Genomic DNA, 26893 nt, shown 5'->3' with positions numbered 1-26893 from the left:
AGGTCCTTCGTTCGGTTCGAGCAGGACTCCGGCCGGGGTGCCGGCCGAGCGCTCGGAATCGATGGCGTGCTGCAGGATCACCACGGCGGCGACCTGGTCGATCACGGCTCGGGAGCCGCGGGTGGTGCGTCCGGAGCGCTGCAGGGCGCTCTGAGCGGTGACCGTCGACAGCCGCTCGTCGACGAGCCGCACCGGAGCGGTGGGCACCGCCTCGGCGAGCAGTCGAGCGAATCCGCGCGCGTCCTCCGTCGAGGCCGTCTCGGCCCCCGACAGCGACAACGGCAGTCCGACGATGATCGCCTGGGCATCGTACTCGGCGGCGAGGTGCGCGATCCGGGAGACGTCCGAGGATCCGCCGTCAGTGCCCGCCCGCGCGACCGTCTCGACCGGCACCGCGAGCAGGCCGTCGGCGTCGCAGCGGGCGACCCCGATGCGGGCGCGGCCCACATCGATGCCGAGCCGGACGCCGAACCGGCCCATTCAGCTGGTCGCTTCCTGCACCACGGCCTCGAGCGCCGCGCCGATGGCGGAGACGTCGGAGCCGCCGCCCTGGGCGAGGTCGTCCTTGCCGCCTCCGCCGCCCCCGAGGATCCCGGCGGCGCGCTTGGCGAGCGCACCCGCGCGGCGGCCCTGGTCGCGGGCGGCCTGGTTGGTGGCGACGATCACCGCGGGCTTGCCCGAGACGTCGGCGGCCAGCGCGACGACGGCCGGCTCCTGGCCGAGCCGCTCACGGACGGAGGTCACGAGGGAGCGCAGCTCGTCGGTCGATCCCGCGGTGCCGATGCTCTCGGCGACGACGGTCGTGCCGCCCACCGTGCGACGGGTCGCGGCGAGGGCGGGCACCCGGTCGGCGAGGGCCTTGGCCTCGAACGCGGCGATCCGCTTCTCGGCGGCCTTGAGGCTCGCGACGAGCTCGCCGATCCGCTCGGGCAGCTGCTCGCGCGGGGTCTTCAGCGAGGACGAGATCGTGCTGACGAGGGCGCGCTCGGCGGCGAGCTCCTGGAAGGCCTCGCGGCCCACGAGCGACTCGACGCGGCGGTTGGTCGATCCGACCGAGGACTCGCTGACCAGGCTGATCACGCCGACCTCCGACGAGCGCCCGACGTGGGTGCCCGCGCAGAGCTCGCGCGACCAGGGCCCGCCGATGTCGACCACGCGGACGACGTCGCCGTACTTCTCGCCGAAGAGGGCCATCGCGCCGAGCGCCTTCGCCTCGTCGATCGGGAGCTCGCGCGTGACGACCTCGAGGTTGTCCCGGATCGCCGTGTTGGCGATCTCCTCGATCTCGCTGCGGGTCTCGAGCGAGAGGGCCTGGTTCCACGAGAAGTCCAGGCGCAGGTAGCCCGCCTTGTTGTAGGAGCCGGACTGGTGCGCCTGCGGGCCGAGCACCTGGCGCAGCGCGGCGTGGATGAGATGGGTGCCCGAGTGCGCCTGCGTGGCGCCCCGGCGCCAGTCGCGGTCGACGACGGAGGTGGCGGCGTCGCCCACTCCGACCTCGCCGCTGGCGACCTGGACCTTGTGGCTGATGAGACCCTTGACGGGCTTCTGCACGTCGAGGACCTCGAGATCGAAGCCGGAGCCGACGATGCGGCCGGCGTCGGCCTCCTGGCCGCCCGACTCCGCATAGAGGCTGGTCGCCTCGAGGATCACCTCGGCGATGTCGCCCGCGACCGCCTTCGTGACGGAGTGCCCGCCGACGATGAGGCCGAGGATGCGCGTCTCGGTGTCGAGCACGTCGTAGCCGGTGAACAGCGTCTCGCCGTGGGCGCGGAAGTCGGCGTAGACCGAGAGATCGGCCAGCGCCGACTTCTTCGACTTCGCGTCGGCCTTCGCACGCGTGCGCTGCGCGGTCATGAGGGAGTCGAACGCCTCGCGGTCGACCGTCAGACCCGACTCCTCGGCGATCTCGAGGGTGAGGTCGATCGGGAACCCGAAGGTGTCGTGCAGGAGGAACGCGGTGTCGCCCGGCAGCGTCGGCGACTCGGCCTTCTTCGTCTTCAGGACCGCGAGGTCGAGGATCTCGGTGCCGGCTGCGAGGGTGCGCAGGAACGCCTCCTCCTCGCCGTAGGCGCTGGTCGAGAGGCGCTCGAAGTCCGTGGACACCTCGGGGTAGGCCGACGCCATCGCGTCGCGCGAGGCGGCGAAGAGCTCGGGGAACGTCGCGGTGTCCACTCCGAGCAGGCGCATGGCGCGCACCGTGCGGCGCATCAGGCGGCGGAGGATGTAGCCGCGCCCCTCGTTCGACGGCGTCACGCCGTCCGACAGCAGCATCAGCGAGGAGCGCACGTGGTCGGCGATGACGCGCATGCGGACGTCGTCCTCGTGGACGGCTCCGTAGCGGCGGCCCGAGAGCTCGGCGGCGCGATCGAGGACCGGACGGACCTGGTCGATCTCGTACATGTTCTCGACGCCCTGCTTGAGGAAGGCGACGCGCTCGAGGCCCATGCCGGTGTCGATGTTCTTGCGCGGCAGCTCGCCGAGGATGTCGAAGTCGACCTTGCTCGTGCCCTCGCCGCGGAGGTACTGCATGAAGACGAGGTTCCAGATCTCGACGTAGCGGTCGTCGTCCGTCGCCGGGCCGCCGTCGATCCCGTAGGCGGGTCCACGGTCGAAGAAGATCTCGGAGCAGGGGCCCGCGGGGCCGGGCTGGCCGGTCGACCAGTAGTTGGTGTCCTTGTCCAGGCGCTGGATGCGCTCGTCCGGCAGTCCCGCGATCGTCTTCCAGAGCGCGATCGCCTCGTCGTCGTCCTTGTAGACGGTGACCCAGAGGTCCTTCTCGTCGAAGCCCAGTCCCCCGTCGCTCTCGGCGCCGGTGAGCAGCTCCCAGGCGTAGCCGATCGCCCCCTCCTTGAAGTAGTCGCCGAAGGAGAAGTTGCCGTTCATCTGGAAGAAGGTGCCGTGACGAGGCGTCTTGCCGACCTCCTCGATGTCGTTGGTGCGGATGCACTTCTGCACGCTGGTGGCACGCGGGTAGGGCGCGGGGACCACTCCGGTGAGGTAGGGCACGAACGGCACCATGCCGGCGACGGTGAAGAGGAGGCTCGGGTCCTCGCTCACGAGGGAGGCGGAGGGGACCACGGTGTGGCCGCGGCTCCCGAAGAAGTCGAGCCAGCGGTTGCGGATGTCTGCGGTCTGCATGGGTTCCGTTACGGTTCGGTCGGTGACGACGCGGATGTCGGGCGGCGGGGCGTCAGCCCTCGCCGATGGCGGCCTTCAGTTCGGCCTCGCGCTGGTGGTAGCCCTCGGAGACGGCCTCGCCGAGCTCCTTCGCGGTGCGGTTGATGTCGGCGAAGAGCCGGGCGCCCGCCTCGGTGCGCGAGACCTGGTGGGCGACCGCGAATCCGAGGCCGATCCCGATGACGATCAGGAGGATGTTCTTCACGGGGTGTCCTTCCACAGCGGCGGGGCGGGCGCGACGGCGCGACGACCCGTTCGATTCTAGGGCGCGGGCGCGGCGCTACTTCGAGCGCGGGCGCTTCGTGCGCTTCGCGGCGGAGCGGCCGACCGCGGCTCCGGCCTTGTCGGCCGTCCGTCCGGCGACGAGCACGGCGCGGACTCCGGCGGTGAAGCCGGCGAGCTTGATGAGCGGACCGCCGACGGTCGCGGCCGTGAGAGCGACGAGCGCGTTGACGTTGCCGGTGACCTCGGCGACGTCCTTGGTGATCGTGTCCACCCGCGCGAGCTGGTGGTTGGCCTCGCGGAGGGTGGAGGCCGACTCGTCGAGGATCGGCGTCAGGCCGTCGCTGGCCTGCTTGATGGCCTCGCTCGTGCTGTCGAAGACGCGCCCGAGCTTCCAGAGCGGGACGGCGGTGATCGCCACCAGGATCGCGAACACCCCCGCGGCGATGAGCCCTGCGATGTCTCCACCGGTCACGGTGACCTCCGTTCGATGCCGCCCAGCGCGGCACTCCAGCCTACCGACGGGCCGCGAGAGGGTCGGACGCGGGGACGGGCGCTCGGCTCGGGCGCGACGGCCGGATCGGGCGCAGCGCGGGACTCTCGGAGCGCGGCGGGCACTCCGGATCGCGACCCCGGGAACGGGAAAGGCCCCGGTGCGGACACCGGGGCCTTTCTCTGCGGGGCTGGACTCAGCGGGCCGCGTAGTACTCGACGACGAGCTGCACTTCGCAGGTCACGGGGACCTCGGCGCGCTTCGGGCGGCGCAGGAGCGTCGCCTGCAGCTTGTCGATCTCGACCTCGAGGTAGCCCGGGGTCTTGGGGAGGACGTCGACGTGTCCACCGGCGGCGGCGACCTGGAAGGGCTCGGTGCCCTCGGAGCGGGTCTTGACGTGGATGACCTGGCCCGGCTTCACGCGGAAGGAGGGGCGGTCGACCGTCTTGCCGTCCACCATTATGTGGCGGTGGGTGACGAACTGGCGGGCCTGCGCGGTGGTACGGGCGAAGCCCGAGCGCAGGACGAGGGCGTCGAGGCGCATCTCGAGGAGCTCGACCAGGTTCTCACCGGTCAGGCCCTGGGTGCGGCGCGCCTCCTGGAAGGCGATGCGGAGCTGCTTCTCGCGGATGCCGTACTGGGCGCGCAGACGCTGCTTCTCACGCAGGCGGACCGCGTAGTCGGAGTCGGCCTTGCGCTTCGAGCGGCCGTGCTCGCCGGGAGCGTAGGGACGCTTCTCGAGGTAGCGGGCGGCCTTCGGGGTCAGGGGGATGCCGAGGGCGCGCGAGAGGCGCGTCTTCGAGCGGGTACGGGACGTGGTCGACACAGTGGTCCTTCCAAGGTCTGAGAGGTTCGGTCGCAGCTCTCGACCGCCGGCTCCGGGAGGAGGGCGGACGCCGCGGTCGTGTCCTCCGCGGGTGCGGGGGAAGGGTGACCGCAGTGGCGGGCTGCGCGATTCAGAGGGATGCGCTGCTCCGCTCGGCTACAGAGCGGTGGGCAACCTCGCAAGACTATCAGGCCACGGCCTCCCGTGCGGGTCGCGCGAGTTCGCGGTCGGCGCGGTCAGCCCCGGTCGCCGCGGATGATGCGCAGGAGCTTCGCCAGTCGTGCGGAGACGTCGCGCTCGTTGCCGTGCTCGGTGGGCCGGTAGTACCGCGCGCCCTGGAGCGGGTCCGGGAGGTACTGCTGCTCGAGGACGCCGAGGTCGGCGTCGTGCGGGTACCGGTAGCCCTTCCCGTGGCCGAGCTTCTTGGCGCCGGGGTAGTGCGCGTCGCGCAGGTGCGCCGGCACCCGGCCCGCGCGGCCCGCGCGCACGTCCGCGATGGCCGCGTCGATGGCGGAGTAGGACGCGTTCGACTTCGGGGCGGTCGCCAGATGCACGACCGCCTGGGCGAGCGGGATGCGCCCCTCCGGCATGCCGATGAACTGCACGGCGTCGGCCGCGGCGATCGCGACGACGAGCGCCTGCGGGTCGGCCATGCCGATGTCCTCGGACGCGGAGACGATGATGCGGCGGGCGATGAACCGCGGATCCTCCCCCGCCTCGATCATCCGGGCCAGGTAGTGCAGCGCCGCGTCGACGTCCGAGCCCCGGATGGACTTGATGAAGGCGCTGATGACGTCGTAGTGCTCGTCGCCGTTGCGGTCGTAGCGCAGCAGGGCGCGGTCGACGGCGCGCGCGACGACCTCGGTCGTGATCACGGGGAGCGCGGGCTCCTCGGCGGCGGCCTCGACGGGAGCGCCCTCGTCGTCCTCGTCCTCCTCGTCCGGGTCCTCCGCGGCGGCGGCGCGGGCGACCCGGTCGGCCTCGCGGGCCTCCGAGCGGGCGGAGGTGGCGGCGGCCTCGAGCGCGGTCAGCGCCCGCCGGGCGTCTCCGGAGGCGAGCCGCACGATGCTCGCCCGGGCCTCCTCCTCCAGCGTCACCGAGTCGCGCAGACCCCGCTCGTCGTGCAGGGCGCGGTCGACCAGGACGCCCAGGTCGTCGTCGCTGAGCGGCTCGAGGGTCAGCAGGAGCGAGCGCGAGAGCAGCGGCGCGATCACCGAGAACGAGGGGTTCTCGGTCGTGGCCGCGATGAGGATGACCCACCCGTTCTCGACCCCGGGCAGCAGCGCGTCCTGCTGGGCCTTGGTGAAGCGGTGGATCTCGTCGAGGAAGAGCACGGTGGACGTGCCGTAGAGGTCGCGGGTGGAGAGCGCCTCCTCCATCACCTGCCGCACGTCCTTCACGCCCGCCGTGACGGCGGAGAGCTCGACGAAGCGGCGGCCGCTGGAGTGGGCCACCGCCTGCGCGAGCGTGGTCTTGCCCGTGCCGGGAGGGCCCCAGAGGATCACGGACACCGCTCCCCGCTCCCCCGTGGTGTCGGCGGCGAGGGCGACCAGGGGCGAGCCGGGCGTCAGGAGGTGGCGCTGGCCGGCGACCTCCTCGAGGCTGCGCGGCCGCATCCGCACGGCGAGCGGAGTCGCCCCGGAGCGGAGTCCGGCCTGCTGCATGGTCATGCCCCCAGCGTAACGACGGCCTCCGACAGAGCCCCGGCCCGACTGCCTGGCGCGACGGAGCGGCGTTTGTCGCGCCTCCGGCGGTTCTCGTAGGCTCGACGCGGCCTGCGTGCGCGGGCCGCCGCGCCGAAGCCGCGCGGACGAGGACGTCGGAGGAACACGTGGCCCAGGGCAAGTCGAACGACCGCGAGGCGCGCACCCGGCTCCGGGCCTACCAGGCCCGTCAGAGCCTCCACCGCTCGAGGCAGAAGCGGCGCGTGCGCGACAACGTGATCGCGGCGATCGCCGCCGTCGTCGTGATCGGGCTCGCGGTCGTCGCCCAGATCCTCTACTTCTCCGGCGGCCCCGGCACCCCGGTCGCCGAGCCGACCTCCTCCTCCTCCGCGACCCCGACGCCCGAGGCGACGGGGGCGAACACCGGCGACGTCCCCTCCTCCGACATCGCCGAGGGCCGCGACTGGACGGGCACGCTCACGATCGGCGAGGACCCGCTGGGCATCACGCTCGCCGGCGCCGCTGCCCCGCAGGCGGTGTCCTCCTTCATCTCGCTGACGCAGTCCGGCTTCTACGACGGCGTCTCCTGCCACCGCCTCACCACGGAGGGCCTCTACGTCCTCCAGTGCGGCGACCCGGACGGCGACGGCACCGGCGGCCCCGGCTACAGCTACGGTCCCGTCGAGAACGCGCCCGAGGACGGCGTCTACCCGGCCGGGACCATCGCGATGGCCCGCCAGGGCGGCAACGGCTACAGCCAGGGAAGCCAGTTCTTCGTCGTCTACCAGGACACGACCCTGCCCGCCGACGCGGCCGGCGGGTACACCGTGCTCGGGCAGGTCACCTCGGGACTCGACGCCCTCGTCAGCGACGTCGTGTCGAAGGGCACGGCCGACGGATCGGGTGACGGCGCCCCCGCCGAGCCCGTGACCATCACCTCCGTCTCCGTCCAGTAGCCGCACCCGCGGCGTCGTCACGGTCCGCCCGCGCGGGGAGTGCAATAGGCTTGTCGTCACTGCCCGTTCGCGGCCGAGCGCGGTCTTCGGCCCTCCGGCCGTCGAGCCCCACCGGCCGACGACGCGACGGGCACCGAGAAGCACGACATCGAACAGCAAGGTGAGGCTCCGAGCGATGAGTGACCAGCAGCCGTGGGGACGGGTCGGCGACGACGGGACGGTCTACGTCCGCGTCGGCGACGGGGAGCGAGAGGTCGGCCAGTACCCCGATGCGACTCCCGAGGAGGCGCTCGCCTACTACGAGCGCAAGTACACGGAGCTCGCCGGGCAGGTCTCCCTGCTCGAGCAGCGCGCCAAGCGGGGCGCGCCCGCCGGAGACGTCGCCCGCACGGTGCAGTCGCTGTCCGCGGCCATCGCGCAGGCGAACGCCGTCGGCGACCTCGAGTCGCTGCAGACCCGGGTCGACGCGCTGAGCGGCTCCGTCGAGGATCTGACCGAGCAGCAGGCGGCCGAGTCGAAGGCCGCGCTGTCCGAGGCCCTCGCCCACCGCGAGGCCATCGTCGCCGAGGCCGAGGCCCTGGCGGCGGTCGACCCGGCGAAGACGCAGTGGAAGCAGGCCAGCGCCGCGATCGACGACCTCTTCGCCCGCTGGCAGAACCACCAGCAGCAGGGCCCGCGCCTTCCCAAGAACGACGCGAACGAGCTGTGGCGCCGGTTCCGCGGAGCGCGCACCACGATCGAGCAGAACCGCAAGGCGTTCTTCGCCGACCTCGACTCCGCGCACCGCGAGGCCAAGCAGGCCAAGCAGGCGCTCATCGACCAGGCCGAGGCGCTGGTGCCGCAGGGCGCCGATGCCATCCCGGACTACCGCGCGCTCCTGGAGCGCTGGCGGGTCGCCGGCCGTGCCGGCAAGCGGTTCGACGACGCGCTCTGGGCGCGCTTCAAGGCCGCCGGCGACGCGATCTACGGCGCCAAGGCCGAGATCGTCGCGCAGGAGAGCGTCGAGTACACCGAGAACCTCGACCTCAAGCTCGCCCTCCTCGAGGAGGCGGAGCCGCTCCTGCAGGAGCAGGACCGCGAGAAGGCCAAGCGGGTGCTGCTCTCGATCCAGGAGCGCTGGGACGCCGTCGGCCGCGTGCCGCGCGAGCAGGTGCGCACCGTCGAGGACCGCCTCCGCAAGGTCGAGGCGCACGTCCGCAAGCTCGACGAGGAGCACTGGAACCGCAGCAACCCGGAGCGCAAGGCCCGCTCCGAGGGTCTCGCCTCGCAGCTGACCGCCGCGATCCAGAAGCTCCAGGACGAGCTCGACGAGGCGAAGGCGCGCGGCGACCGCGACGCGATCGCCCAGGCTCAGGAGGCGCTCGACGCCCGCAAGGTCTGGCTCGACGCGATCGGCTAGACCCGCGCCGGCGGATCCCTCCACAGATCCGCTCGCGACGCTCCGGAGGGGAGGCGCATCGGCCAGCATGGCCGGATGCGCCTCCCCTCCGTGCTCCTCCCCGGGCACCTCCCTCTCGCGGAGCTGTGCGCCGCCCGCCTCGACGGCGAGCTGGTCGCGCTCGACGAGGGCTTCCTCGTCGCGGACCTGCCCCTGGGGGCGTCCGAGCGGGCCGCCTCCCTGCGCTCGTTGCTCCCCCGCGGCGCCGTCGCCGATCGTCTCTCCGCCGCGTGGGTGCACGGAGCGACGAACCGTCCGCCGCCGGTGCACAGCGCCTCGATCGACCGGCGGAAGCGCCGGCAGGCGCCGTCGAACCCCCGCCTGCGGTGCCACGAGGTCCTGCTCGACGAGGACGACGTCGTCCTCCTCGGCGGCGCGCCGGTCACGTCGCCTGCTCGCACGCTGATCGACCTCGCCCGGACGGAGGACGCGGGCCGGATCCTCCGGGCGCTCTCTCGGAGCACCCGGACCGGCCTCGACGCCGTCCTCGCGAGGCTGGAGGAGGGCAGCGCCGTCGCCGGACGGAGGATCGTCGGACGACGGCTGCGGGCGGCGCTCGGCGAGGCGCCGCCCGGGGATCAGCCCGCGTTCACCCGGTAGACGTCGTAGACGGCGTCGATCCGGCGCACGGCGTTCAGCACGCGGTCCAGGTGGGTGGTGTCGCCCATCTCGAAGACGAACCGGCTGATCGCCAGCCGGTCGCTCGAGGTCGAGACCGTCGCCGAGAGGATGTTGACGTGGTGCTCCGAGAGCACGCGCGTCACGTCGCTCAGCAGGCCCGAGCGGTCCAGCGCTTCGACCTGGATCTGCACGAGGAAGATGCTCTTGGAGGACGGCGCCCACTCGACGTCGACGATCCGCTCCGGTTCCTTCAGCAGCTCCTGCACGTTGTGGCAGTTCGCCTGGTGCACGGAGACGCCGGCTCCCCGCGTCACGAATCCGACGATCTGATCGCCCGGAACCGGAGTGCAGCACTTCGCGAGCTTCACGAGGATGTCCGGCGCGCCCTTCACGAGGACGCCCGACTCGCTGCTCCGGCTCCGCGGCCGGGGCGAGCGCGGGAGGGTGACCTCGTTCTCGTCCGACTCCGGATCGCCCTGGATGGAGGAGACGACCTTCTCGAGCACCGACTGGGTCGAGACGTGGCCCTCGCCGACGGCCGCGTAGAGCGCCTCGACGTCGTTGTAGCGCAGCTGGCTGGCCACCTCGGTGAAGGTGTCCTGGCTCATCAGCTTCTGCAGCGGCAGGTTCTGCTTCCGCATCGCCCGGGCGATGGAGTCCTTGCCCTGCTCGATCGCCTCGTCGCGCCGCTCCTTGGTGAACCACTGCCGGATCTTGTTGCGAGCCCGCGGGCTCTGCACGAAGTGGAGCCAGTCCTGGCTCGGTCCCGAGTCGGGATTCTTCGAGGTGAAGACCTCGACCACGTCGCCCGTCGTCAGAGCCGACTCCAGCGGCACGAGGCGCCCGTTGACCTTGGCGCCCATCGTCCGGTGCCCGACCTCGGTGTGCACCGCGTAGGCGAAGTCGACCGGGGTCGCGCCGGTCGGCAGGCCGATCACGCGTCCCTTCGGCGTGAAGACGTAGACCTCCTTGGCGCCGATCTCGAAGCGGAGGGAGTCGAGGAACTCGTTCGGGTCGGTGGTCTCCGACTGCCAGTCCGAGAGGTGCGCGAGCCAGGCGAGGTCGGTGTCGTTCGATCCGGAGGTGGGCACCTTGCCGGTGGCCATCTGCTCCTTGTACTTCCAGTGCGCCGCGATGCCGAACTCCGCGTGCTGGTGCATCTCGTTGGTGCGGATCTGGATCTCGACCGCGCGGCCCTTCGGCCCGACGACCGTCGTGTGCAGCGACTGGTAGAGGTTGAACTTCGGAGTGGCGATGTAGTCCTTGAACCGGCCCGGCATCGGCGTCCAGCGGGCGTGGATCGAGCCGAGCACGGCGTAGCAGTCGCGCACCGAGTTCACGAGGACGCGGATGCCGACCAGGTCGTAGATCTCGTCGAACTCGCGACCGCGGACGACCATCTTCTGGTAGATCGAGTAGTACTGCTTCGGCCGGCCGACGACGCGACCGCGGATCCGCCCGGCCCGCAGGTCCTCGCTGATCAGGTCGATGACGTTCTGCACGAACTCCTCGCGTTGCGGCGTCCGCCGCTTCACCAGGCTCTCGATCTCGTTGTAGATCTTGGGGTAGAGCACCGCGAAGGACAGGTCCTCGAGCTCCCACTTGATCGCCTGGATGCCGAGGCGGTGCGCCAGCGGCGCGTAGATCTCGAGAGTCTCGGTGGCCTTGCGGGCGGCGGATTCGGCGGGGACGAAGCCCCAGGTCCGCGCGTTGTGGAGGCGGTCGGCGAGCTTGATGATCAGGACGCGGATGTCCTTCGACATCGCCACGATCATCTTGCGGACGGTCTCGGCCTGCGCGCTGTCGCCGTACTTGACCTTGTCGAGCTTGGTGACGCCGTCGACGAGCATCGCGACCTCGTCGCCGAAGTCCGCGCGGAGCTCGTCGAGCTGGTAATCGGTGTCCTCGACGGTGTCGTGCAGCAGCGCGGCGGCGATCGTCTTCGAGCCGATGCCGAGGTCGGCGAGGATCTGCGCGACGGCCAGCGGATGAGTGATGTAGGGCTCGCCGCTGCGGCGCTTCTGGTTCGCGTGCGCCCGCTCCGCGACCGAGTACGCGCGCTCGATCAGCGCGATGTCGCTCTTCGGATGGTGCATCCGGACGGTGCGGACGAGGGTGTCGACAGCACCGGAGGGCTGCGCGCGCGAGAAGATCCGCGGGACCAGTCTGCGCAGGGCAGCGGTCGAGGACGTCGTCGTCGTTTCCGTCACGCGAGGATCTCCATCGCCCCATTATCGCCCGTGCGGACGGTGCCGATGACCGTTCCGCCCGGGGCGGACGGCGCCGGCGTCAGCCGATGCGTCCGGGGCGCCCCTCGCCGTCGACCACGTCGCCGCCCGCCGCGGCCCAGGCGGTCATGCCGGCGTCGACGTTGGCGACCTCGTATCCGGCGCCCTCGAGGGCCTGCGTCACCATCGCGGAGCGGACTCCGGAGTGGCAGACCACCAGGATCGCCGTGTCGGCCGGGAGCTCGTCCTGCCGGGCGCCGATCTCCCCCATCGGGATGTGATGGGCGGCCGGAGCGTGCCCCGCCGCCCACTCGTGCGGCTCCCGGACGTCGAGCAGCCAGACCTCGTCGCGCGCGACGAGTCCGACGGCGTCGCCCGCGGTGACCTGTGCGTAGTCGGCCACGGCTCAGCCCTGCACGGCCGGCGCGGCCGGAGCGGTCGCCTTCGCCCGGGCCGACTCCACGCGCTTGTCGTGCTTGGAGATCTCGGGCTCCCGGCTGCGCAGCTGGGCGTACAGCGGCGCCGCGACGAAGATCGTCGAGTACGTGCCGACGATGATGCCGATCAGCAGGGCGAGCGAGATGTCGCGGAGCGTGCCCGCGCCGAGGACGAACGCACCGATCACGAGGATCGCGGCCACCGGGAGGGCGGCGACGATCGAGGTGTTGATGGAGCGCACGAGAGTCTGGTTCTCGGCCAGGTTCACCGTCTCGGAGAAGGTGCGGGTCGTGCTGCCGAGCGCCTCCACGGTGTTCTCGCGGATCTTGTCGAAGACCACGACCGTGTCGTAGAGCGAGTAGCCGAGGATCGTCAGCAGTCCGATCACCGCCGCCGGCGACACCTCGGTGCCGGTGATGCCGTAGACGCCCGCCACGATCACGAGGTCGTGCAGGAGCGCGACGATCGCCGCGAGCGACATCTTCCAGGTGCGGAAGTACGCCCACATGGCCAGGGCCGCGAGGACCACGAAGATCACCAGGCCGCGCAGGGCCTGCTGGGTCACGTCGTTGCCCCACGCCGCTCCGATGAAGGAGGAGGCGACCTGGTCGGTGGGCACGTCGTAGGCCTCCGACAGGGCGTTCCGCACCGCGGTCGACTCGTCTGTCGAGAGCTGGCCGGTCTGCACGCGGATGGAGTCGTCGCCGACGATGGACACTCGCGGCACGGTCTCGGGAGCGACCGAGGTCACCGCATCCGTCGCCGTCGCCTGCTCGAGGCTCGACGGCGAGGACACCGTGAACTGCGAGCCGCCGGTGAACTCGATGCCGAAGTTGAAGCCGCCGCGGGCGACCGTCCCGAGCAGCGTGATCAGGATCAGGGCGAGCGAGACGAGGTACCACGTGCGGCGCCGGCCGACGAAGTCGATCGATCGCGCACCGGTGTAGAGGTCGTTTCCGAACTGCGAGAAGCTGGCCATCACGCGTCCTTCCCGTTCGAGTCGTTGGAGTCGCGCAGGCCGGCCGCCTCGGCGGCCTTCCGCTCGGCGATGGTCTGGCGCTTGGCCGCCTCACGGGACGCGGAGGCGCGCTTGCCGGCGACCACCTGGTCCTGCGGACGGAAGGCGGCTCGGCCGCGGTACACGGCCCCGAGCGCCCGGGGATCCAGGCCCGAGGCCTTGTGCCCCTCGGCGAAGAACGGTCTCGTGGCCATCAGCTGCAGGATCGGGTGGGTGAACAGCGCCACCACGATCAGGTCGATGATCGTCGTGATCCCGAGGGTGAGCGCGAAGCCGCGGACACTGCCGACGGCGAGGAAGAAGAGGACCACCGCGGCGAGCAGGTTCACCATGTCGGACGCGAAGATCGTGCGCAGCGCGCGCCGCCAGCCGGACTCGACGGCGGACTCGAGGCCGCGTCCGTCGCGGAGCTCGTCGCGGATGCGCTCGAAGTACACGATGAACGAGTCGGCCGTGATGCCGATCGCGACGATGAGACCCGCGACTCCTGCGAGCGAGAGGCGCAGTCCCTCCCGCCAGGACAGCAGCGTGACGACGAGGTAGGTGACGATCGCCGCGACGAGCAGCGAGGCGATCGTGACGGCTCCGAGCACGCGGTACTGCGCGATGGAGTAGACGATGACGAGGATCAGGCCGATGAGGCCGGCGAGCAGGCCGCTGGCGAGCTGGGCGGAGCCGAGCGTCGCCGAGATGCTGTCCGAGCTCTGGACCTGGAAGCCGATCGGCAGCGCGCCGTACTTGAGCTGGTCGGCGAGCGTCTTCGACGACTCCTGCGTGAAGGAGCCCGAGATCTGCGCGTTGCCGTCCGTGATGGCGGCGTTCGTCGACGGGGCCGAGATGACCCGGCCGTCGAGGACGATCGCGAACTGGTTCTGCGCACCCTGCAGCGCCACGAGGCGCGAGGTCGTGGCGCCGAAGGCCTGCGTGCCCTGGTCGTCGAACGAGAGGTTGACGGCCCAGGTGCCGGTGCTGGCACCGGAGGAAGTCGTCATCAGGCCGTTCGAGGCGTCCGAGATGTCCTCGCCGGTGATCTCCACCGGGCCGAGGACGTATTTCACCGTCCCGCTGTCGTCGCAGGTGATGAGCGGCTGGTCGGCCGGGGCGAGGTTCGGGTCCTGGCCGTTGAGGTACGCGCAGTCGAACGAGGTGTACTGGGCCTCGAGCGCCGGCGTGAGGTAGGCGAGGTCGCTCGCGTTCGTCGGCGAGGCGGTCGGCTCCGTCGCGAGCGACGGGTCGACGGGTGTCGGCGTGGGCGAGGACGTCGCGTCGCCGCCGACCGAGCTGTTGGTGGCCTGGCTCGCGACGAGGACCGGGCGGAAGTCGAGCTTCGCCGAGGCCTCGATGCGCTGGAGCGTCTCGTCGTCGGGCGTGCCGGGGATCGAGACGACGATGTTGCTCGAGCCCTGGGTCGTGATCTCGGCCTCGGAGACGCCGGACGCGTCGATGCGCTGGCGGATGATCGAGACGGCCTGCGTCAGCTGCTCCGACGAGACGGTGTCGCCGTCGTTCAGCTGCGGCTGCAGGACGATCTGCGTGCCGCCCTCGAGGTCGAGGGCGAGCTTCGGCGTCCAGGAGCCGCCGCCCCAGAGGACGGCCGCCGTATTGAGTCCGACGAGAGCGAGGATCAGGACACCGAGCCAGCTCAGGGAGCGGCGGGCCTTCCGGACGGGGGTTGATGCGGCCACCCAGGGCTCAGCTTTCTCTTCGGTCGACGGTGATCGGCCCGGGGACGCCCGGGTGTGGAGAAGGGCGGGCGGGCGCCGATGCGCCCGGCCCGCCCAGGAGACTACTGCGCGTCGGGGCGGCGGTCGCGCTCGACCGGGTCCACCAGCGGGTCGCGGTGCGCGGAGTCGCGCTCGCCGAACTCGGGCGAGCCGGTCGCGGTCAGCGGGTCGGCCTCGTCCTCGGTCTCGACGACGACGGCGTTCTCGCTCGGGTCGATGAGCCGGGCGATCGCCTGACGGTGGATGGTCAGCAGCGTGCCGGGGGTCGACTCGATGACGATCTTGTTCGCCTCGTCGTCGATCGACACGACGGTGCCGAAGAGGCCGGAGCCGGTCATCAGCTCCACCCCCGGCTGGAGGTTGTTCTTCATGCTCTCCGCGTCGCGCTGGCGCTTCTTGTTGTTGCGGAACATGAAGATGATCATCACGGCGAGCAGCAGGACGAGCAGGATGATCGTCGGATCCATGGGTGGGCCTTCCGGAGTGGATGGGCGATCCGCCGCGCGGCCTCAGGTCGAGGCGGAGCGGATCGAGCGGCCCGTCGGGCCTAGAGAATCATAGATCATCGGGGAACAGGGGCGGCTGAGCCGCCGTCCCCCGTGGGTCGATGCCGAAGTGGCGGTAGGCGGCGGGGGTCGCCACGCGGCCGCGCGGCGTCCGGGTCAGCAATCCGATCCGCACGAGGAACGGCTCGACGACGGCCTCGACCGTCTCCGCCTCCTCCCCCACCGACACGGCGAGGGTGTTCAGGCCGACCGGCCCGCCGTCGAAGCGGGTCAGCACGATCTCCATCACCGCGCGGTCGAGCCGATCGAGTCCGAGCGCGTCGACGTCGTAGAGCTCCAGCGCCGCGCGGACGGCGGTCACGTCGGCCCGTCCGCCGTGGACCAGGGCGAAGTCCCGCACCCGCCGGAGCAGGCGGTTAGCGACGCGCGGGGTGCCTCGGCAGCGGCCGGCGATCTCGGCGATCGCGTCCGCGTCGATGTCGAGCTCGAGCAGCCGTGCCGCCCGGGCGAGCACCTGCCGCAGCTCGTCCTCCGCGTAGAACTCGAGGTGCGCGGTGAAGCCGAAGCGGTCGCGGAGCGGATTGGGCAGCAGGCCGGAGCGGGTCGTGGCGCCGACGAGCGTGAACGGGGCGAGATCCAGCGGGACGGACGTCGCTCCCGCCCCCTTGCCGACCATGATGTCGATCCGGAAGTCCTCCATCGCGAGGTAGAGCATCTCCTCCGCGGAGCGCGCCATGCGGTGGATCTCGTCGATGAAGAGGATCTCGCCGGGCAGCAGCGAGGAGAGGACGGCGGCGAGGTCGCCCGCGTGCTGGATCGCGGGGCCGCTGGAGAGCCGCAGGGGCGAGGAGCTCTCCTCCGCCACGATCATCGCGAGGGTCGTCTTGCCGAGCCCGGGCGGGCCCGCGAGCAGGATGTGGTCGGGGGTCCGGCCCTGCATGGCCGCGGCCTTGAGCAGCAGCTCGAGCTGGCCGCGCACCTTGCGCTGGCCGACGAACTCGCTGAGGTTCCTGGGGCGCAGTGCACCCTCGAAGGCGACCTCGGCCTCCGAGGCGACCTCGGCGCCCAGCACCTCGTCGCTCACGAGCGGGCCGCCGGGCCGAGGCGGGCGAGGGCGAGCCGGAGCAGCGCCTGCACGTTCGCGGCGTCGGAGGCCTGCGCGTCGAGCAGGATCTCGTCGACCACGTCGGCCGCGGTGCGCTCGGGCCAGCCGAGGCCGACGAGCGCCGCGAGCACGTTCTGCGCGGCGGTGGCGGCGGGACCGGAACCGCGGGCGGCGCGCGGACGGACGGTCACCTTGCCGGCGAGGGACAGGATGATCAGCTTCGCCGTCTTCGGGCCGATGCCGCTGACCTTCCGGAACACCCCGTCGTCCTCGTCGGCGACCGCCTGCGCGATCCGGTCCGGCTCGACCGCGCCGAGCACGCCGAGGGCGGACTTCGGGCCGACGCCGGTCACGCCGATCAGCAGCTCGAAGATCTCGAGCTGCTCCTCGTCGGGGAAGCCGTAGAGGGTGAGCGAGTCCTCGCGGACGACGAGCACGGTGCTGACCGTGGTCTCGTCGCCGACGCGCATCTCGAGCGCGTGCTGCGGGGTCACGTTCACCGCGTAGCCGACGCCGTGGACGTCGAGGACGGCGAGACTCCCGCGGGCGGAGAGGACGGTGCCGCGGAGGGAGGAGATCACCGCGTCAGTCTAGATGCTCGAACAGGCGTTCGACTCGCGGCCTCGGCGGCGCGCCACGCCCGCTGCGCTGCTGTGCCGCCCGCCGCTCCGTCGGCACCGGCTCCCGCCGACCCGGAGGAGGGCGCGAGAGGGGCCCGCCAGGCGTGGCAGACGGCCAGGGCGAGGGCGTCGGCCGCGTCGGCCGGCCGCGGCGGGGCGTCGAGCCGGAGGACGCGCTGGATCATCGCGGTGACCTGGCGCTTGTCCGCGGCTCCGTAGCCGGTGACGGCGGCCTTCACCTCGCTCGGAGTGTGCATCCCGACCGGGAGCCCGCGCCGGGCCGCCGCGACGAGGGCGACGCCGCTGATCTGCGCGATGCCCATCACGGTGCTGACGTTGTTCTGCGCGAAGACCCGCTCGATCGCGACGGCGTCGGGGCGGTGCTCGTCGAGCAGCGCCTCGAGCCCGTCGCCCAGGGCCAGCAGGCGGCGCTCCAGCGCGTCGTCGGGCGGTGTCCGGAGGACCGTCACGTGCACGAGGGTCGCGCGGCGGTCGCGCGAGACGTCGACGATGCCGACGCCGCAGCGGGTGAGCCCGGGGTCGATCCCGAGGACGCGCATCAGGCCGCCCCTCGGGATCGGGCCGGGCTCACCGCGTCACTCCTCGTTCTCGAGCTCGGCGCGCACCTCGGCGGTGATGTCGAGGTTGGTGTAGACGTTCTGCACGTCGTCCGAGTCCTCGAGCGCGTCGATCAGGCGGAAGACCTTGCGGGCCGTCTCGGCGTCGGCCTCGACCTGGAGGGAGGCGACGAACTCGATGTCGGCGGAGTCGTAGTCGATGCCTGCCTCCTGCAGGGCCGAGCGGGCCGGGACGAGCTCGCTCGGCTCGACGCGGACCTCGAAGCTCTCGCCGTGGTCGAGCACGTCGTCGACGCCGAAGTCGAGGACCGCGCCGAGCACGTCGTCCTCGGTGACGCTCTCTCCGTGGGGCACGGAGATGACGCCCTTGCGCGCGAAGTTGTAGGCGACGCTGCCCGGGTCGGCCATGGTGCCGCCGTTGCGGGTCATCGCGGTGCGGACGTCCGCCGCGGCGCGGTTCTTGTTGTCGGTGAGGCACTCGACGAGCAGGGCGATGCCGTTGGGGCCGTAGGCCTCGTACATGATCGTCGTGTAGTCGATGACCTCGCCGGTGAGGCCGGCGCCGCGCTTGATCGCGCGGTCGATGTTGTCGTTCGGCACCGAGGTCTTCTTCGCCTTCTGCACGGCGTCGACGAGCGTCGGATTGCCGGAGAGGTCGGCGCCGCCGATCTTGGCGGCCACCTCGATGTTCTTGATCAGCTTGGCGAAGGACTTCGCGCGGCGCGAGTCCTTGATCGCCTTCTGGTGCTTGGTCGTGGCCCACTTGGAATGCCCGGACACGGTGCTCCCTCGGAAATCTCGTTGCGTGCGGCCCCCGAGGGCGCCGCTGATGGCAGGGGCCAGTCTATTCGAGAGCCGGTCCGCGCCCGTCTCGGCCCGAGCACCGAGCCTTCCGCGCCCGTCTCGCCGTCGACGAGCCGCCCTCCCGGCGCGCCCCCGCACTGCCGAACGCACGATCCGCGTCCCAGCGGATCCCGCTAGGCGGACGCGACACGCCCCACCCACCCCCGCCACCCCCGGAAGCCGACCGCGGCGAGCCGGGCAGGGACCGGCTCCCACAGGCACCGCCGAACGCACGATCCGCGTGCCAGCGGATCGCGCTAGGCGGACGCGACCCGCTCCACCCACCCAGCCACCCCCGAGAGCCGACCGCGGCGAGCCGGGCAGGGACCGGCTCGCCACAAGCACCGCCGAACCAGTGATCCGCGTACCAGCGGATCGCTGTAGGCGAACGCGACCCGCTCCACCCGCCCCGCCATCTCCGGAAGCCGACCGCGGCGAGCCGGGCAGGGACCGGCTCGCTATTTGATCAGCCGCGACAGCAGCCGGTCGGCGAGGATCCTGCCGTCGGTCTGGCAGGTGGGGCAGTACTGGAGCGTGGAGTCGTGGAAGACCACCTGGCGGATCGTGTCGCCGCAGACGGGGCACGCCTCTCCTGTGCGGCCGTGGACGCGCATGCCGAGCTTCTTCTCGCGCTTGAGGTCGGCCGCGTGCAGGCCCTCGGCGCGGGCGAGCGCCTCCTCGAGTGTGTAGCGGAGGGCCGCGTAGAGGCGGTCCAGCTCGTCGGCGTTGAGCGCGGCGGGCTTGAAGGGCGACATGCGCGCCACGTGGAGGATCTCGTCGGAGTAGGCGTTGCCGATGCCGGCGATGCGGGACTGGTCGCGGAGGACGCCCTTCACCTGCGCCCTGCCCGCCGTGGCGAGGATCGCGCCGAGGATCTCCTCGGTGAACTCCGGGTCCAGCGGATCGGGACCCAGCCGGGCGACGCCCGGGACGTCGAGCGGATCGGCGACGATCGAGAGCGCGAGGCTCTTCTTGGTGCCGGCCTCCGTCACGTCGAACCCCGACCCGTCGTCGAGGACCAGCCGCGCGGCGAGCGGTCCCCGGCCGGGCTTCGCCGGCGCCGTCGGCCGCTCGGGCCGCCAGCGGACCCAGCCGGCGCGGGCGAGGTGCAGGAGGACGTGGGCCTCGCCGACTGCGAGGTCGAGGAACTTGCCGTGCCGCGACACTCCGTGGACGGTCTCGCCGGAGAGAGCCGACGGCGGGATGGCCACGGTCTTGAGGGCGGAGATGGCGAACACGTCGAGCCGCTCGAGGACGCGTCCGCCCAGGCGCGCGTCGAGATCGAGGGCGAGGGCCTGGACCTCGGGGAGTTCGGGCATGCGACCACCCTGGCCCGCGGGTCCCGCACCGTCCACCCCTGGCGGAGGGGACGGCAGCGGGTCAGTCGCCGAAGCGCGTCGCCGCGACCTTCCGCAGGAACAGCTCGTGGAACCGGTAGTCGCCGGTGATCTCGGGATGGAACGCCGTCCCGAGGAGGTTGCCCTGCTCGACCGCGACCACCCGCCCGTCGGCGACGCTGGCGAGCGCGGTCGCCCGCTCCCCCAGCTCCTCCACGACCGGTGCGCGGATGAAGACCGCGTGCACCGGCGGATCGCCGATGGCCGGCACGTCGAGATCGGTCTCGAAGGAGTCGAGCTGGTTGCCGAACGCGTTCCTCCGGACCGACACGTCCAGGCCGCCGAAGCTGCTCTGGCCGTCGATGCGGTCGAGGACCCGGTCGGCGAGCATGATCAGCCCGGCGCAGGTCCCGTAGACGGGCATGCCCGCCCCGATCGCCTCGACGACCGGCTCCGCGAGGCCGAAGAGGCGCGACAGCTTGTCCATCACCGTGGACTCGCCGCCCGGGATGACCAGCCCCGCGACGGCGGCGAGCTCCTCCGGGCGTCGCACCAGCACCACCTCGGCGCCCAGCTCGCGCAGGACGTGCGCGTGCTCGCGGAAGTCGCCCTGCAGCGCGAGGACCCCGACGCGGAGCCCCTCGAGGGACTCCCGCGTCGATCCTGCGCCGGCGAGCGGCGCGTCGGCGCTACCAGCCACGCTCGGCGAGGCGGTGCGGCGCGGGCACGTCGGCCACGTTGATGCCGACCATCGCCTCGCCCAGGCCGCGCGAGGCCTCCGCGACGACCTTCGCGTCGTCGAAGAAGGTGGTCGCCTTCACGATCGCGGCCGCGCGCTTGGCGGGCTCGCCCGACTTGAAGACGCCGGAGCCGACGAACACGCCGTCGGCGCCCAGCTGCATCATCAGCGCCGCGTCGGCCGGGGTCGCGACCCCGCCGGCGGTGAAGAGGACGACGGGGAGCTTGCCGGTCCGGGCGATCTCGACGACCAGGTCGTAGGGGGCCTGCAGCTCCTTCGCGGCGACGTAGAGCTCGTCCTTGGTCATCGCCTTCAGGCGGTTGACCTCGCCGGAGATCGTGCGAATGTGCTTGGTCGCCTCGGAGACGTCGCCGGTGCCGGCCTCGCCCTTCGAGCGGATCATCGCTGCGCCCTCGGTGATGCGGCGCAGCGCCTCGCCCAGGTTGGTCGCTCCGCAGACGAAGGGGACGGTGAAGTTCCACTTGTCGATGTGGTTCACGTAGTCGGCGGGCGAGAGGACCTCGGACTCGTCGATGTAGTCGACGCCGAGCTCCTGCAGGATCTGCGCCTCGACGAAGTGGCCGATGCGCGCCTTCGCCATGACGGGGATCGACACGGCGGAGACGATGCCGTCGATCAGGTCGGGGTCGCTCATGCGTGCGACGCCGCCCTGCGAGCGGATGTCGGCGGGGACGCGCTCGAGCGCCATGACGGCGACCGCGCCGGCGTCCTCCGCGATGCGGGCCTGATCGGCGTCGACGACGTCCATGATGACGCCGCCCTTGAGCATCTCGGCGAGACCGCGCTTGACGCGGCTCGAGCCGAACTGCTCGGGAGCGGACGAGGTCGGAGTGGTGGTGTCGGTCATGTTCGCGAGTCCTGTTCTGTGCGGCGACTTCCGCCGACGGCAGCTCCGAGTCTACGAGACGGCGCCCGCCGTCCGCGGCGCTGGACAGGGGGCCGAGCGGCGGTCTAGAGGCTCGGCCAGGCCGCCGCGAGGCTCGCCCGCACGTCGCCGAGCAGCTGCGGGAGCGCCTTCGTGCGGGCGATGATCGGGAAGAAGTTCGCGTCGGTCGCCCAGCGCGGAACCACGTGCTGGTGCAGGTGCGCGGCGATCCCCGCTCCCGCGACCGCGCCCTGGTTCATCCCGAGGTTGAAGCCGTCGTTGTTCGAGACCGAGCGGACGACGCGCATCGCCGTCTGCGTGAGCGCTCCGATCTCGGCCACTTCCTCGGGAGTGGCCTCGTCGTAGAGCGGGATGTGCCGGTACGGGCAGACCAGGAGGTGGCCGGAGTTGTACGGGAACAGGTTCAGCAGGACGTAGGCGTGCTCCCCGCGGGCGACGATGAGGGCCTCCTCGTCGCTCAGCGTCGGCGCCACGCAGAAGGGGCAGTCGTCGGCTCCGGGCTGCCCCTTCTGGATGTAGACCATCCGGTGCGGCGTCCACAGGCGCTGGAACTCGTCGGGAACCCCGGCGAGGTGCGCCGAGCCCTCCGCCCCCTCGGGCACGCAGCCGTCGCTCACGCTCAGACCTGCGCCTTCGAGGCGACGGCCTCGCGGATGCGCGCGACGGCGTCGGCGACCGGGATCCCGTTCTCCTGCGTGCCGTCGCGGAAGCGGAAGCTGACGGCTCCGGCGTCGCGGTCCTTCTCCCCCACGATCATCTGGAAGGGCACCTTCTGCAGCGTGGCGTTGCGGATCTTCTTCTGCATCCGGTCGCTGGAGTAGTCGATCTCGGCGCGGATGCCCGACCGCTTGAGCTCGCCGACGACCTCCTCGAGGTAGGGCAGGTACTCGTCGGCGATCGGGATGCCCACGACCTGGACCGGCGACAGCCAGACCGGGAACGCCCCGGCGTAGTGCTCGGTGAGGATCGCGAAGAAGCGCTCGATGGAGCCGAAGAGCGCGCGGTGGATCATCACGGGCCGCTTCTTCGAGCCGTCCGAGGCCGTGTACTCGAGCTCGAAGCGCTCGGGCTGGTTGAAGTCGAGCTGGATGGTCGACATCTGCCAGGTGCGGCCGATGGCGTCGCGCGCCTGCACCGAGATCTTCGGACCGTAGAACGCCGCTCCTCCCGGATCCGGCACCAGCTCGAGACCGGAGGCGACGGCGACCGCGCGCAGCGACTCGATCGCTTCCTCCCACTGCTCGGGCGCACCGACGAACTTCGGGTTGCCCTCCTCGTTCGTGGACAGCTCGAGGTAGAAGTCGTCGAGGCCGTAGTCGCGCAGCACCTGCAGCACGAACTCGAGGTTGCGGGTCAGCTCGGCCGACACGTCCTCCTGCGCGACGTAGATGTGGGCGTCGTCCTGGGTCAGGCCGCGCACGCGGGTGAGGCCCTGCAGGGTGCCGCTCTTCTCGTAGCGGTACACGGTGCCGAACTCGGCCAGGCGCAGGGGGAGCTCGCGGTAGCTGCGGCCGCGCGAGCGGAAGATCAGGTTGTGGAACGGGCAGTTCATGGGCTTGAGGTAGTAGTCCTGGCCCTGGCGGGTGACGTTGCCGTCCTCGTCCTGCAGCTCGTCGAGGTGCATCGGGGGGAACATCCCCTCGGAGTACCACTGCAGGTGCCCGCTCGTGAGGAACAGGTCGCCCTTGGTGATGTGCGGCGTGTAGACGAGCTCGTAGTCGTGGGCGAGCAGCTGCTCGCGCATGTACTGCTCGATCTCGTAGCGGATGATCCCGCCCTTGGGGTGGAAGACCGCGAGGCCGGAGCCGATCTCGTCCGGGAAGGAGAACAGGTCGAGCTCGTGGCCGAGCTTGCGGTGGTCGCGGCGCGCCGCCTCCTCGAGGCGGGCCTGGTGCTCGCGCAGCTCGTCCTTCGTGGGCCACGCGGTGCCGTAGACGCGCTGCAGCTGCGGGTTCTTCTCCGAGCCGCGCCAGTAGGCGGCAGCGTTGCGGGTCAGGGCGTAGCCGTTGCCGATCATGCGGGTGTTGGGCAGATGCGGACCGCGGCAGAGGTCCTTCCAGACCGTCTCGCCGGAACGCGGGTCGACGTTGTCGTAGATGGTGAGCTCGGCGCCGCCGACCTCGACGCTCTCGTCCTCGGCTCCCCCTCCCTTGATCCCGATCAGCTCGAGCTTGTAGGGCTCGCCGGCGAGCTCGGCGCGCGCCTCCTCCTCGGAGACGACGCGGCGCACGAACCGCTGGCCCTGGCGGACGATGCGGTCCATCGCCTTCTCGAGCGCCTTCATCGCCTCGGGCGTGAAGGGCTCCTCGACGTCGAAGTCGTAGTAGAAGCCGTCGGTGACGGGCGGGCCGATGCCCAGCTTCGCCTCCGGGTTGATCTGCTGCACCGCCTGCGCGAGCACGTGGGCCGCGGAGTGGCGGAGGATGTTCAGCCCGTCCGGCGAGGAGATGAGCACCGGCTCGATGCGGTCGCCCGGCACGACGTCGGCGGCGAGGTCCTTGAGCTCCCCGTTGACGCGGATCGCGACCACGGCCCGGTCGGTGAAGTGCGTGAATCCCGTGCCCGCCTCGGTGACGACCGAGTGGGACTCGTTCTCTGCGGGATTCGACGGTTCGTTCGACACGTGCGGGCACTCCTCGGGCTCGGTTGACCCCTCGACTGTAGTCGGCGGCGGCCTCTACCCGAGCGCGTCGAGCACGCGGACGCCGAGCGCGCGCAGAGCGGAGGCGAACTCGTCCCGGTCGGCGCGGGGGAGCACGAGCGAGCTGCGCTCGAGCTGGTGCAGGAGGACCTCCTCCAGGCCGGACGGCAGGGAGTCCACGGCGAGCGCCCCCTCGAGTGCGGCGAGCACGGCGACGACGGCCACCGCGTCGCGTGCCGCGAGTCTGCGTGCGCTGATCTCCATGCGTCTCCGTCCGTGTCGTCCGACCCCGTCACCCTGCCGACAGGACGTGCCCCGGAGAGGGGCGCGGGGCCGACCGGTGCGCAATCCGTCCAGGTGGCATCCTGGTCCGATGGGTGCCGGTCCTGCGCTGCAGCGCTTCACGCGCTCCGGGGCCGACCTGGAGGAGGCGCGGCGCTTCTACTCGGACGGCTACGGCGGGTCGGGATTCCGGACGGAACCGGTCGAGCGGCCCTTCTCCTTCCGCTACGACGTCTCCGGGAGCGAGGGCGTGAGCCTGCGGACGTCTGTTTTCCGGGGCTCCGTGTCCGGGGGGCTGCGTCCGGCGGGCGAGTACGTCGTCTCGTGGTTCCTCTCCGGCACGAGCGTCGTGGACCCGGAGGGCGATCGGATCGTCCACCTGCCGGGGCGGCCGGTCGTGTTCCCCAGCGCGCGTCCGTTCGAGTTCGTCAGCCGCGACTTCCAGCAGCGGCTCGTGCACGTGGCCGCCGGCCTCCTCGAGCAGGTCGCGTCCGAGGCCGGCGACGGCGTGCCGCTGCCGCTCGTCTTCGACCACCGCTCGATCGCCTCCGCGTCGGCACTCCCGGGCTGGTGGCGGGCGGTCGACGACTTCGCGGGCGTCCTCCGGTCGGGCCGCGAGGCGACAGCGCTGCAGCTCGTGGCGGCCGAGCGCGGCGTCGCTCTGCACCTGCTCGCGACCTTCGCGCACCGGCCGGTCGTCGTTCCGGCGCAGGTGCTGCGGCCGGGGCTCGAGCACCTGCTGCGTGCCGCCGAGTTCCTGCACGCGTTCGCCGCGTCGCCCGTCACCGTGTCCGACATCGCGACAGCGGCGGGGCTCACTCCGCGGGCGCTGCAGGCCGCGTTCCGGAGGCACTTCGGCGACACTCCGCTCGGCTACCTGCGCGGCGTGCGTCTCGACCGGGCGCGCGTCGAGCTGCGCGAGGGCGCTCCGGGCGAGGAGACCGTGCGCGCCGTCTCCGCGCGCTGGGGCTTCCTCAACCAGGGCCGCTTCTCGGGGGCGTACCACCGCCGCTTCGGCGAGTACCCGGTGGAGACCCTGCGCCGCTGACGCTCAGGCGCCGGGAGCGAGATCGCGGGCGTAGCAGACCGAGTGCTCGGACCCGATGTAGGCGCCGAACGGCGGGATGGCGTGGTAGCCCTCCCGGAGGTAGAACCGCATCGCGTCGGGCTGGAGCGTCCCGGTCTCCAGCACCAGGCGCGTCGTGCCCAGAGCGGCCGCCCGCGCCTCGAGCGCGCGCAGGACGGCCGTGGCCGCTCCGGTGCCGCGGGCGGCGCGGTCGGCGAACATCCGCTTCACCTCGATCGCCCCCGGTCCGAGGACGTCGTCGTCGAGAGGCCGCAGTCCGCCGCAGGCCAGCGCCGTGCCGCTCGCGTCGCGGGCGACGAGGAAGACGGGCACGTCGTCGGCCGAGGGCGGCGTGCCGGGCTCGTGGTCGTCGTTGCCGTAGCGCTCGTCGAGCTCGCGCCGCTGCGCGTCGCGCAGACGCTCGGCGTCCGGGTGGGTCCACGCCACCTCGTCGATGGTCCAGCTCATGAGGGCTCCTCCCGGCCGCGCGGCGGGCACGGCCGAGGCCATTCTGCCGCGCCAGCCCCCTCCGGCCGGCCCGGTGGCAACCCCTTCCGCGCCGGGCCGCAGCGGGCGTCGACTGGAGGCGCACCGACGAAAGGACTCACCGTGCTCTCAGACTCCCCCATCGGCCCCGTTCTGCTCTCCCGCGACCTCGCCGCCTCCCGCGCCTTCTACGCCGGCTCCCTGGGACTGGAGGTCCTCGAGGAGAGCGAGTCGGCGATCGCCTACTCCTGCGGCGGCACCCGGCTCACCGTCACCGCCAGCACCACGGGCTCGAAGGACGAGCAGACCAAGGCCGCCTGGCGGGTGGCCGACCTGCGCGCCGAGCTGGACGCGCTGGCGACTCGGGGCGTGGCTCCGGAGGACTACGACAGCGACGAGCTGCGCACCGAGAACGGCGTGGCCGACCGCGGCAGCGTCTGGGCGGCCTGGATCCTCGATCCCGACGGGAACGCGCTCGGCTTCGAGCAGCCCAAGAGCTGATCGGCGCCGCTCTAGACTCGCCCCATGCCCGACGACTCCGCTCCGCTGCCCGCGCCCGGGTGGTACCCGCACCCGGCCGACCTCGGCTCGGAGCTCTACTGGGACGGCGCGGCGTGGACGGACCGGTCCCGCCCGTCCTCCTCGGCGCCCGCTCCCGCCTACGGCACGCCCCCGGGCGCTCCGGAGCAGGAGCTGTACGCCTATCCGTCCGCCCCGTCCTCCGCGGCGGGCCGCAACCCCATGGCGATCGCGAGCCTCGTGCTCGGCGTCCTGAGCCTGCTGATCAATCCGCTGCTGATCCCCTCGATCCTCGCCATCGTCTTCTCGGCGAAGGGCCGGGCGGCCGCACCGCTCGTCGGAGGCGGTCGCGGGCTCGCGACGGCCGGACTCGTCACCGGGATCCTCGGTCTGGTGTCGGGCGTCTTCACCATCGTCGGCAACCTCTCGGCCGGGGTCCCCGGCCTGGCCGGCTGACCG

The 26893-nt window shown here is 71.9% G+C and carries 27 protein-coding genes and 1 pseudogene; 6 read left to right on the top strand and 22 right to left on the bottom strand.

Annotated elements, in window-relative coordinates:
- Positions 1 to 3: 3 nt before the first annotated feature.
- From ruvX to C5B93_RS13295, 6 genes and pseudogenes are all read right to left on the bottom strand, one after another.
- Positions 4 to 480: pseudogene (gene ruvX / locus C5B93_RS13320) on the bottom strand (Holliday junction resolvase RuvX); the annotation flags it as partial.
- Positions 481 to 3138 carry an alanine--tRNA ligase gene (gene alaS, locus C5B93_RS13315; protein WP_104292659.1) on the bottom strand — a complete coding sequence of 886 codons (2658 nt, stop codon included), beginning with the start codon at positions 3136 to 3138 and terminating at the stop codon, positions 481 to 483.
- 52 nt (positions 3139 to 3190) lie between these two features.
- The gene (locus C5B93_RS13310; RefSeq protein WP_104225329.1) at positions 3191 to 3382 is read right to left on the bottom strand and encodes a hypothetical protein; all 192 of its coding nucleotides are present in this window, start codon (positions 3380 to 3382) and stop codon (positions 3191 to 3193) included.
- Positions 3383 to 3457: 75 nt separating this feature from the next.
- Positions 3458 to 3874, bottom strand: a complete 417-nt coding sequence (locus C5B93_RS13305) for a DUF948 domain-containing protein (RefSeq protein ID WP_104224759.1) — start codon at positions 3872 to 3874, stop codon at positions 3458 to 3460.
- A gap of 214 nt (positions 3875 to 4088) precedes the next feature.
- Positions 4089 to 4718, bottom strand: a complete 630-nt coding sequence (gene rpsD / locus C5B93_RS13300; protein WP_068210518.1) for a 30S ribosomal protein S4 — start codon at positions 4716 to 4718, stop codon at positions 4089 to 4091.
- Between the two features lie 236 nt (positions 4719 to 4954).
- Positions 4955 to 6388, bottom strand: a complete 1434-nt coding sequence (locus tag C5B93_RS13295) for a replication-associated recombination protein A (protein ID WP_104225330.1) — start codon at positions 6386 to 6388, stop codon at positions 4955 to 4957.
- A gap of 161 nt (positions 6389 to 6549) precedes the next feature.
- On the opposite strand from C5B93_RS13295, the gene C5B93_RS13290 reads away from it, so the two are divergent.
- The 3 genes from C5B93_RS13290 to C5B93_RS13280 all read left to right on the top strand — a co-directional run bounded on the left by C5B93_RS13290 (position 6550) and on the right by C5B93_RS13280 (position 9376).
- On the top strand, positions 6550 to 7338 hold the full coding sequence (locus tag C5B93_RS13290) for a peptidylprolyl isomerase (RefSeq protein WP_104233313.1): 789 nt from the start codon (positions 6550 to 6552) through the stop codon (positions 7336 to 7338).
- 175 nt (positions 7339 to 7513) lie between these two features.
- Positions 7514 to 8737, top strand: a complete 1224-nt coding sequence (locus C5B93_RS13285; protein ID WP_104233314.1) for a DUF349 domain-containing protein — start codon at positions 7514 to 7516, stop codon at positions 8735 to 8737.
- Between the two features lie 75 nt (positions 8738 to 8812).
- Positions 8813 to 9376, top strand: a complete 564-nt coding sequence (locus tag C5B93_RS13280; protein WP_104292658.1) for a type IV toxin-antitoxin system AbiEi family antitoxin — start codon at positions 8813 to 8815, stop codon at positions 9374 to 9376.
- Here C5B93_RS13280 and C5B93_RS13275 read toward each other — a convergent pair.
- The 15 genes from C5B93_RS13275 to C5B93_RS13205 form a co-directional block, all read right to left on the bottom strand.
- Positions 9355 to 11607, bottom strand: coding sequence for a bifunctional (p)ppGpp synthetase/guanosine-3',5'-bis(diphosphate) 3'-pyrophosphohydrolase (locus C5B93_RS13275; RefSeq protein ID WP_104225334.1), 2253 nt, complete (start codon positions 11605 to 11607; stop codon positions 9355 to 9357). The two genes, C5B93_RS13280 and C5B93_RS13275, sit on opposite strands and share 22 nt — an antisense overlap.
- 79 nt (positions 11608 to 11686) lie before the next feature.
- Entirely contained in the window at positions 11687 to 12028 is a 342-nt protein-coding gene (locus tag C5B93_RS13270) for a rhodanese-like domain-containing protein (RefSeq protein WP_104257329.1), read from the bottom strand.
- 3 nt (positions 12029 to 12031) lie between these two features.
- The gene (secF, locus tag C5B93_RS13265; protein WP_104233316.1) at positions 12032 to 13042 is read right to left on the bottom strand and encodes a protein translocase subunit SecF; all 1011 of its coding nucleotides are present in this window, start codon (positions 13040 to 13042) and stop codon (positions 12032 to 12034) included.
- Positions 13042 to 14766: a protein translocase subunit SecD gene (gene secD / locus C5B93_RS13260; RefSeq protein WP_104292657.1), complete on the bottom strand. Its 1725-nt coding sequence runs from the start codon at positions 14764 to 14766 to the stop codon at positions 13042 to 13044. Before secD ends, secF begins: the two co-directional genes overlap by 1 nt.
- 101 nt (positions 14767 to 14867) lie before the next feature.
- A complete protein-coding gene (yajC, locus tag C5B93_RS13255) occupies positions 14868 to 15272 on the bottom strand; it encodes a preprotein translocase subunit YajC (RefSeq protein ID WP_104233318.1) in 405 nt (134 codons plus the stop codon).
- An 88-nt stretch (positions 15273 to 15360) separates the two neighbouring features.
- Positions 15361 to 16395 carry a Holliday junction branch migration DNA helicase RuvB gene (ruvB, locus tag C5B93_RS13250; RefSeq protein WP_104233319.1) on the bottom strand — a complete coding sequence of 345 codons (1035 nt, stop codon included), beginning with the start codon at positions 16393 to 16395 and terminating at the stop codon, positions 15361 to 15363.
- Positions 16392 to 16997 (bottom strand): Holliday junction branch migration protein RuvA, encoded by a 606-nt coding sequence (gene ruvA / locus C5B93_RS13245; protein ID WP_104225337.1) that lies wholly within the window; start codon positions 16995 to 16997, stop codon positions 16392 to 16394. The genes ruvB and ruvA overlap by 4 nt, the downstream gene beginning before the upstream one ends.
- Entirely contained in the window at positions 16994 to 17596 is a 603-nt protein-coding gene (gene ruvC, locus C5B93_RS13240) for a crossover junction endodeoxyribonuclease RuvC (RefSeq protein ID WP_104225338.1), read from the bottom strand. Before ruvC ends, ruvA begins: the two co-directional genes overlap by 4 nt.
- Before the next feature lie 36 nt (positions 17597 to 17632).
- Complete coding sequence (locus C5B93_RS13235; RefSeq protein ID WP_104224772.1) at positions 17633 to 18394, bottom strand: YebC/PmpR family DNA-binding transcriptional regulator; 762 nt, start codon at positions 18392 to 18394, stop codon at positions 17633 to 17635.
- Positions 18395 to 18915: 521 nt separating this feature from the next.
- Positions 18916 to 19776 (bottom strand): Fpg/Nei family DNA glycosylase, encoded by an 861-nt coding sequence (locus C5B93_RS13230; protein ID WP_104292656.1) that lies wholly within the window; start codon positions 19774 to 19776, stop codon positions 18916 to 18918.
- A gap of 61 nt (positions 19777 to 19837) precedes the next feature.
- Complete coding sequence (pdxT, locus tag C5B93_RS13225) at positions 19838 to 20410, bottom strand: pyridoxal 5'-phosphate synthase glutaminase subunit PdxT (protein WP_374953051.1); 573 nt, start codon at positions 20408 to 20410, stop codon at positions 19838 to 19840.
- A 73-nt stretch (positions 20411 to 20483) separates the two neighbouring features.
- The gene (gene pdxS / locus C5B93_RS13220; protein ID WP_104292654.1) at positions 20484 to 21401 is read right to left on the bottom strand and encodes a pyridoxal 5'-phosphate synthase lyase subunit PdxS; all 918 of its coding nucleotides are present in this window, start codon (positions 21399 to 21401) and stop codon (positions 20484 to 20486) included.
- Positions 21402 to 21505: 104 nt separating this feature from the next.
- Positions 21506 to 22057, bottom strand: coding sequence for an HIT domain-containing protein (locus C5B93_RS13215; protein WP_244230646.1), 552 nt, complete (start codon positions 22055 to 22057; stop codon positions 21506 to 21508).
- A gap of 2 nt (positions 22058 to 22059) precedes the next feature.
- Positions 22060 to 23970: a threonine--tRNA ligase gene (gene thrS, locus C5B93_RS13210; RefSeq protein ID WP_244230674.1), complete on the bottom strand. Its 1911-nt coding sequence runs from the start codon at positions 23968 to 23970 to the stop codon at positions 22060 to 22062.
- Positions 23971 to 24117: 147 nt separating this feature from the next.
- Positions 24118 to 24345, bottom strand: coding sequence for a hypothetical protein (locus C5B93_RS13205; protein ID WP_104233323.1), 228 nt, complete (start codon positions 24343 to 24345; stop codon positions 24118 to 24120).
- Positions 24346 to 24454: 109 nt separating this feature from the next.
- Here C5B93_RS13205 and C5B93_RS13200 point away from each other — a divergent pair, with 109 nt between their 5' ends.
- Positions 24455 to 25411, top strand: coding sequence for an AraC family transcriptional regulator (locus tag C5B93_RS13200; RefSeq protein WP_104327523.1), 957 nt, complete (start codon positions 24455 to 24457; stop codon positions 25409 to 25411).
- Between the two features lie 3 nt (positions 25412 to 25414).
- On the opposite strand, the gene C5B93_RS13195 is transcribed toward C5B93_RS13200, so the two are convergent.
- Positions 25415 to 25897: a GNAT family N-acetyltransferase gene (locus C5B93_RS13195; RefSeq protein WP_104292653.1), complete on the bottom strand. Its 483-nt coding sequence runs from the start codon at positions 25895 to 25897 to the stop codon at positions 25415 to 25417.
- 141 nt (positions 25898 to 26038) lie between these two features.
- On the opposite strand from C5B93_RS13195, the gene C5B93_RS17315 reads away from it, so the two are divergent.
- Entirely contained in the window at positions 26039 to 26416 is a 378-nt protein-coding gene (locus tag C5B93_RS17315) for a VOC family protein (RefSeq protein WP_104233325.1), read from the top strand.
- A 24-nt stretch (positions 26417 to 26440) separates the two neighbouring features.
- The gene (locus tag C5B93_RS13185; protein WP_104251081.1) at positions 26441 to 26890 is read left to right on the top strand and encodes a DUF2510 domain-containing protein; all 450 of its coding nucleotides are present in this window, start codon (positions 26441 to 26443) and stop codon (positions 26888 to 26890) included.
- Positions 26891 to 26893: the final 3 nt, after the last annotated feature.

Source organism: Rathayibacter sp. AY1A2 (assembly GCF_002930935.1).
Lineage (GTDB): Bacteria > Actinomycetota > Actinomycetes > Actinomycetales > Microbacteriaceae > Rathayibacter.
The sequence above is the reverse complement of the archived record's forward strand: the minus strand, read 5'-3'. Positions and strand labels throughout refer to the sequence as shown.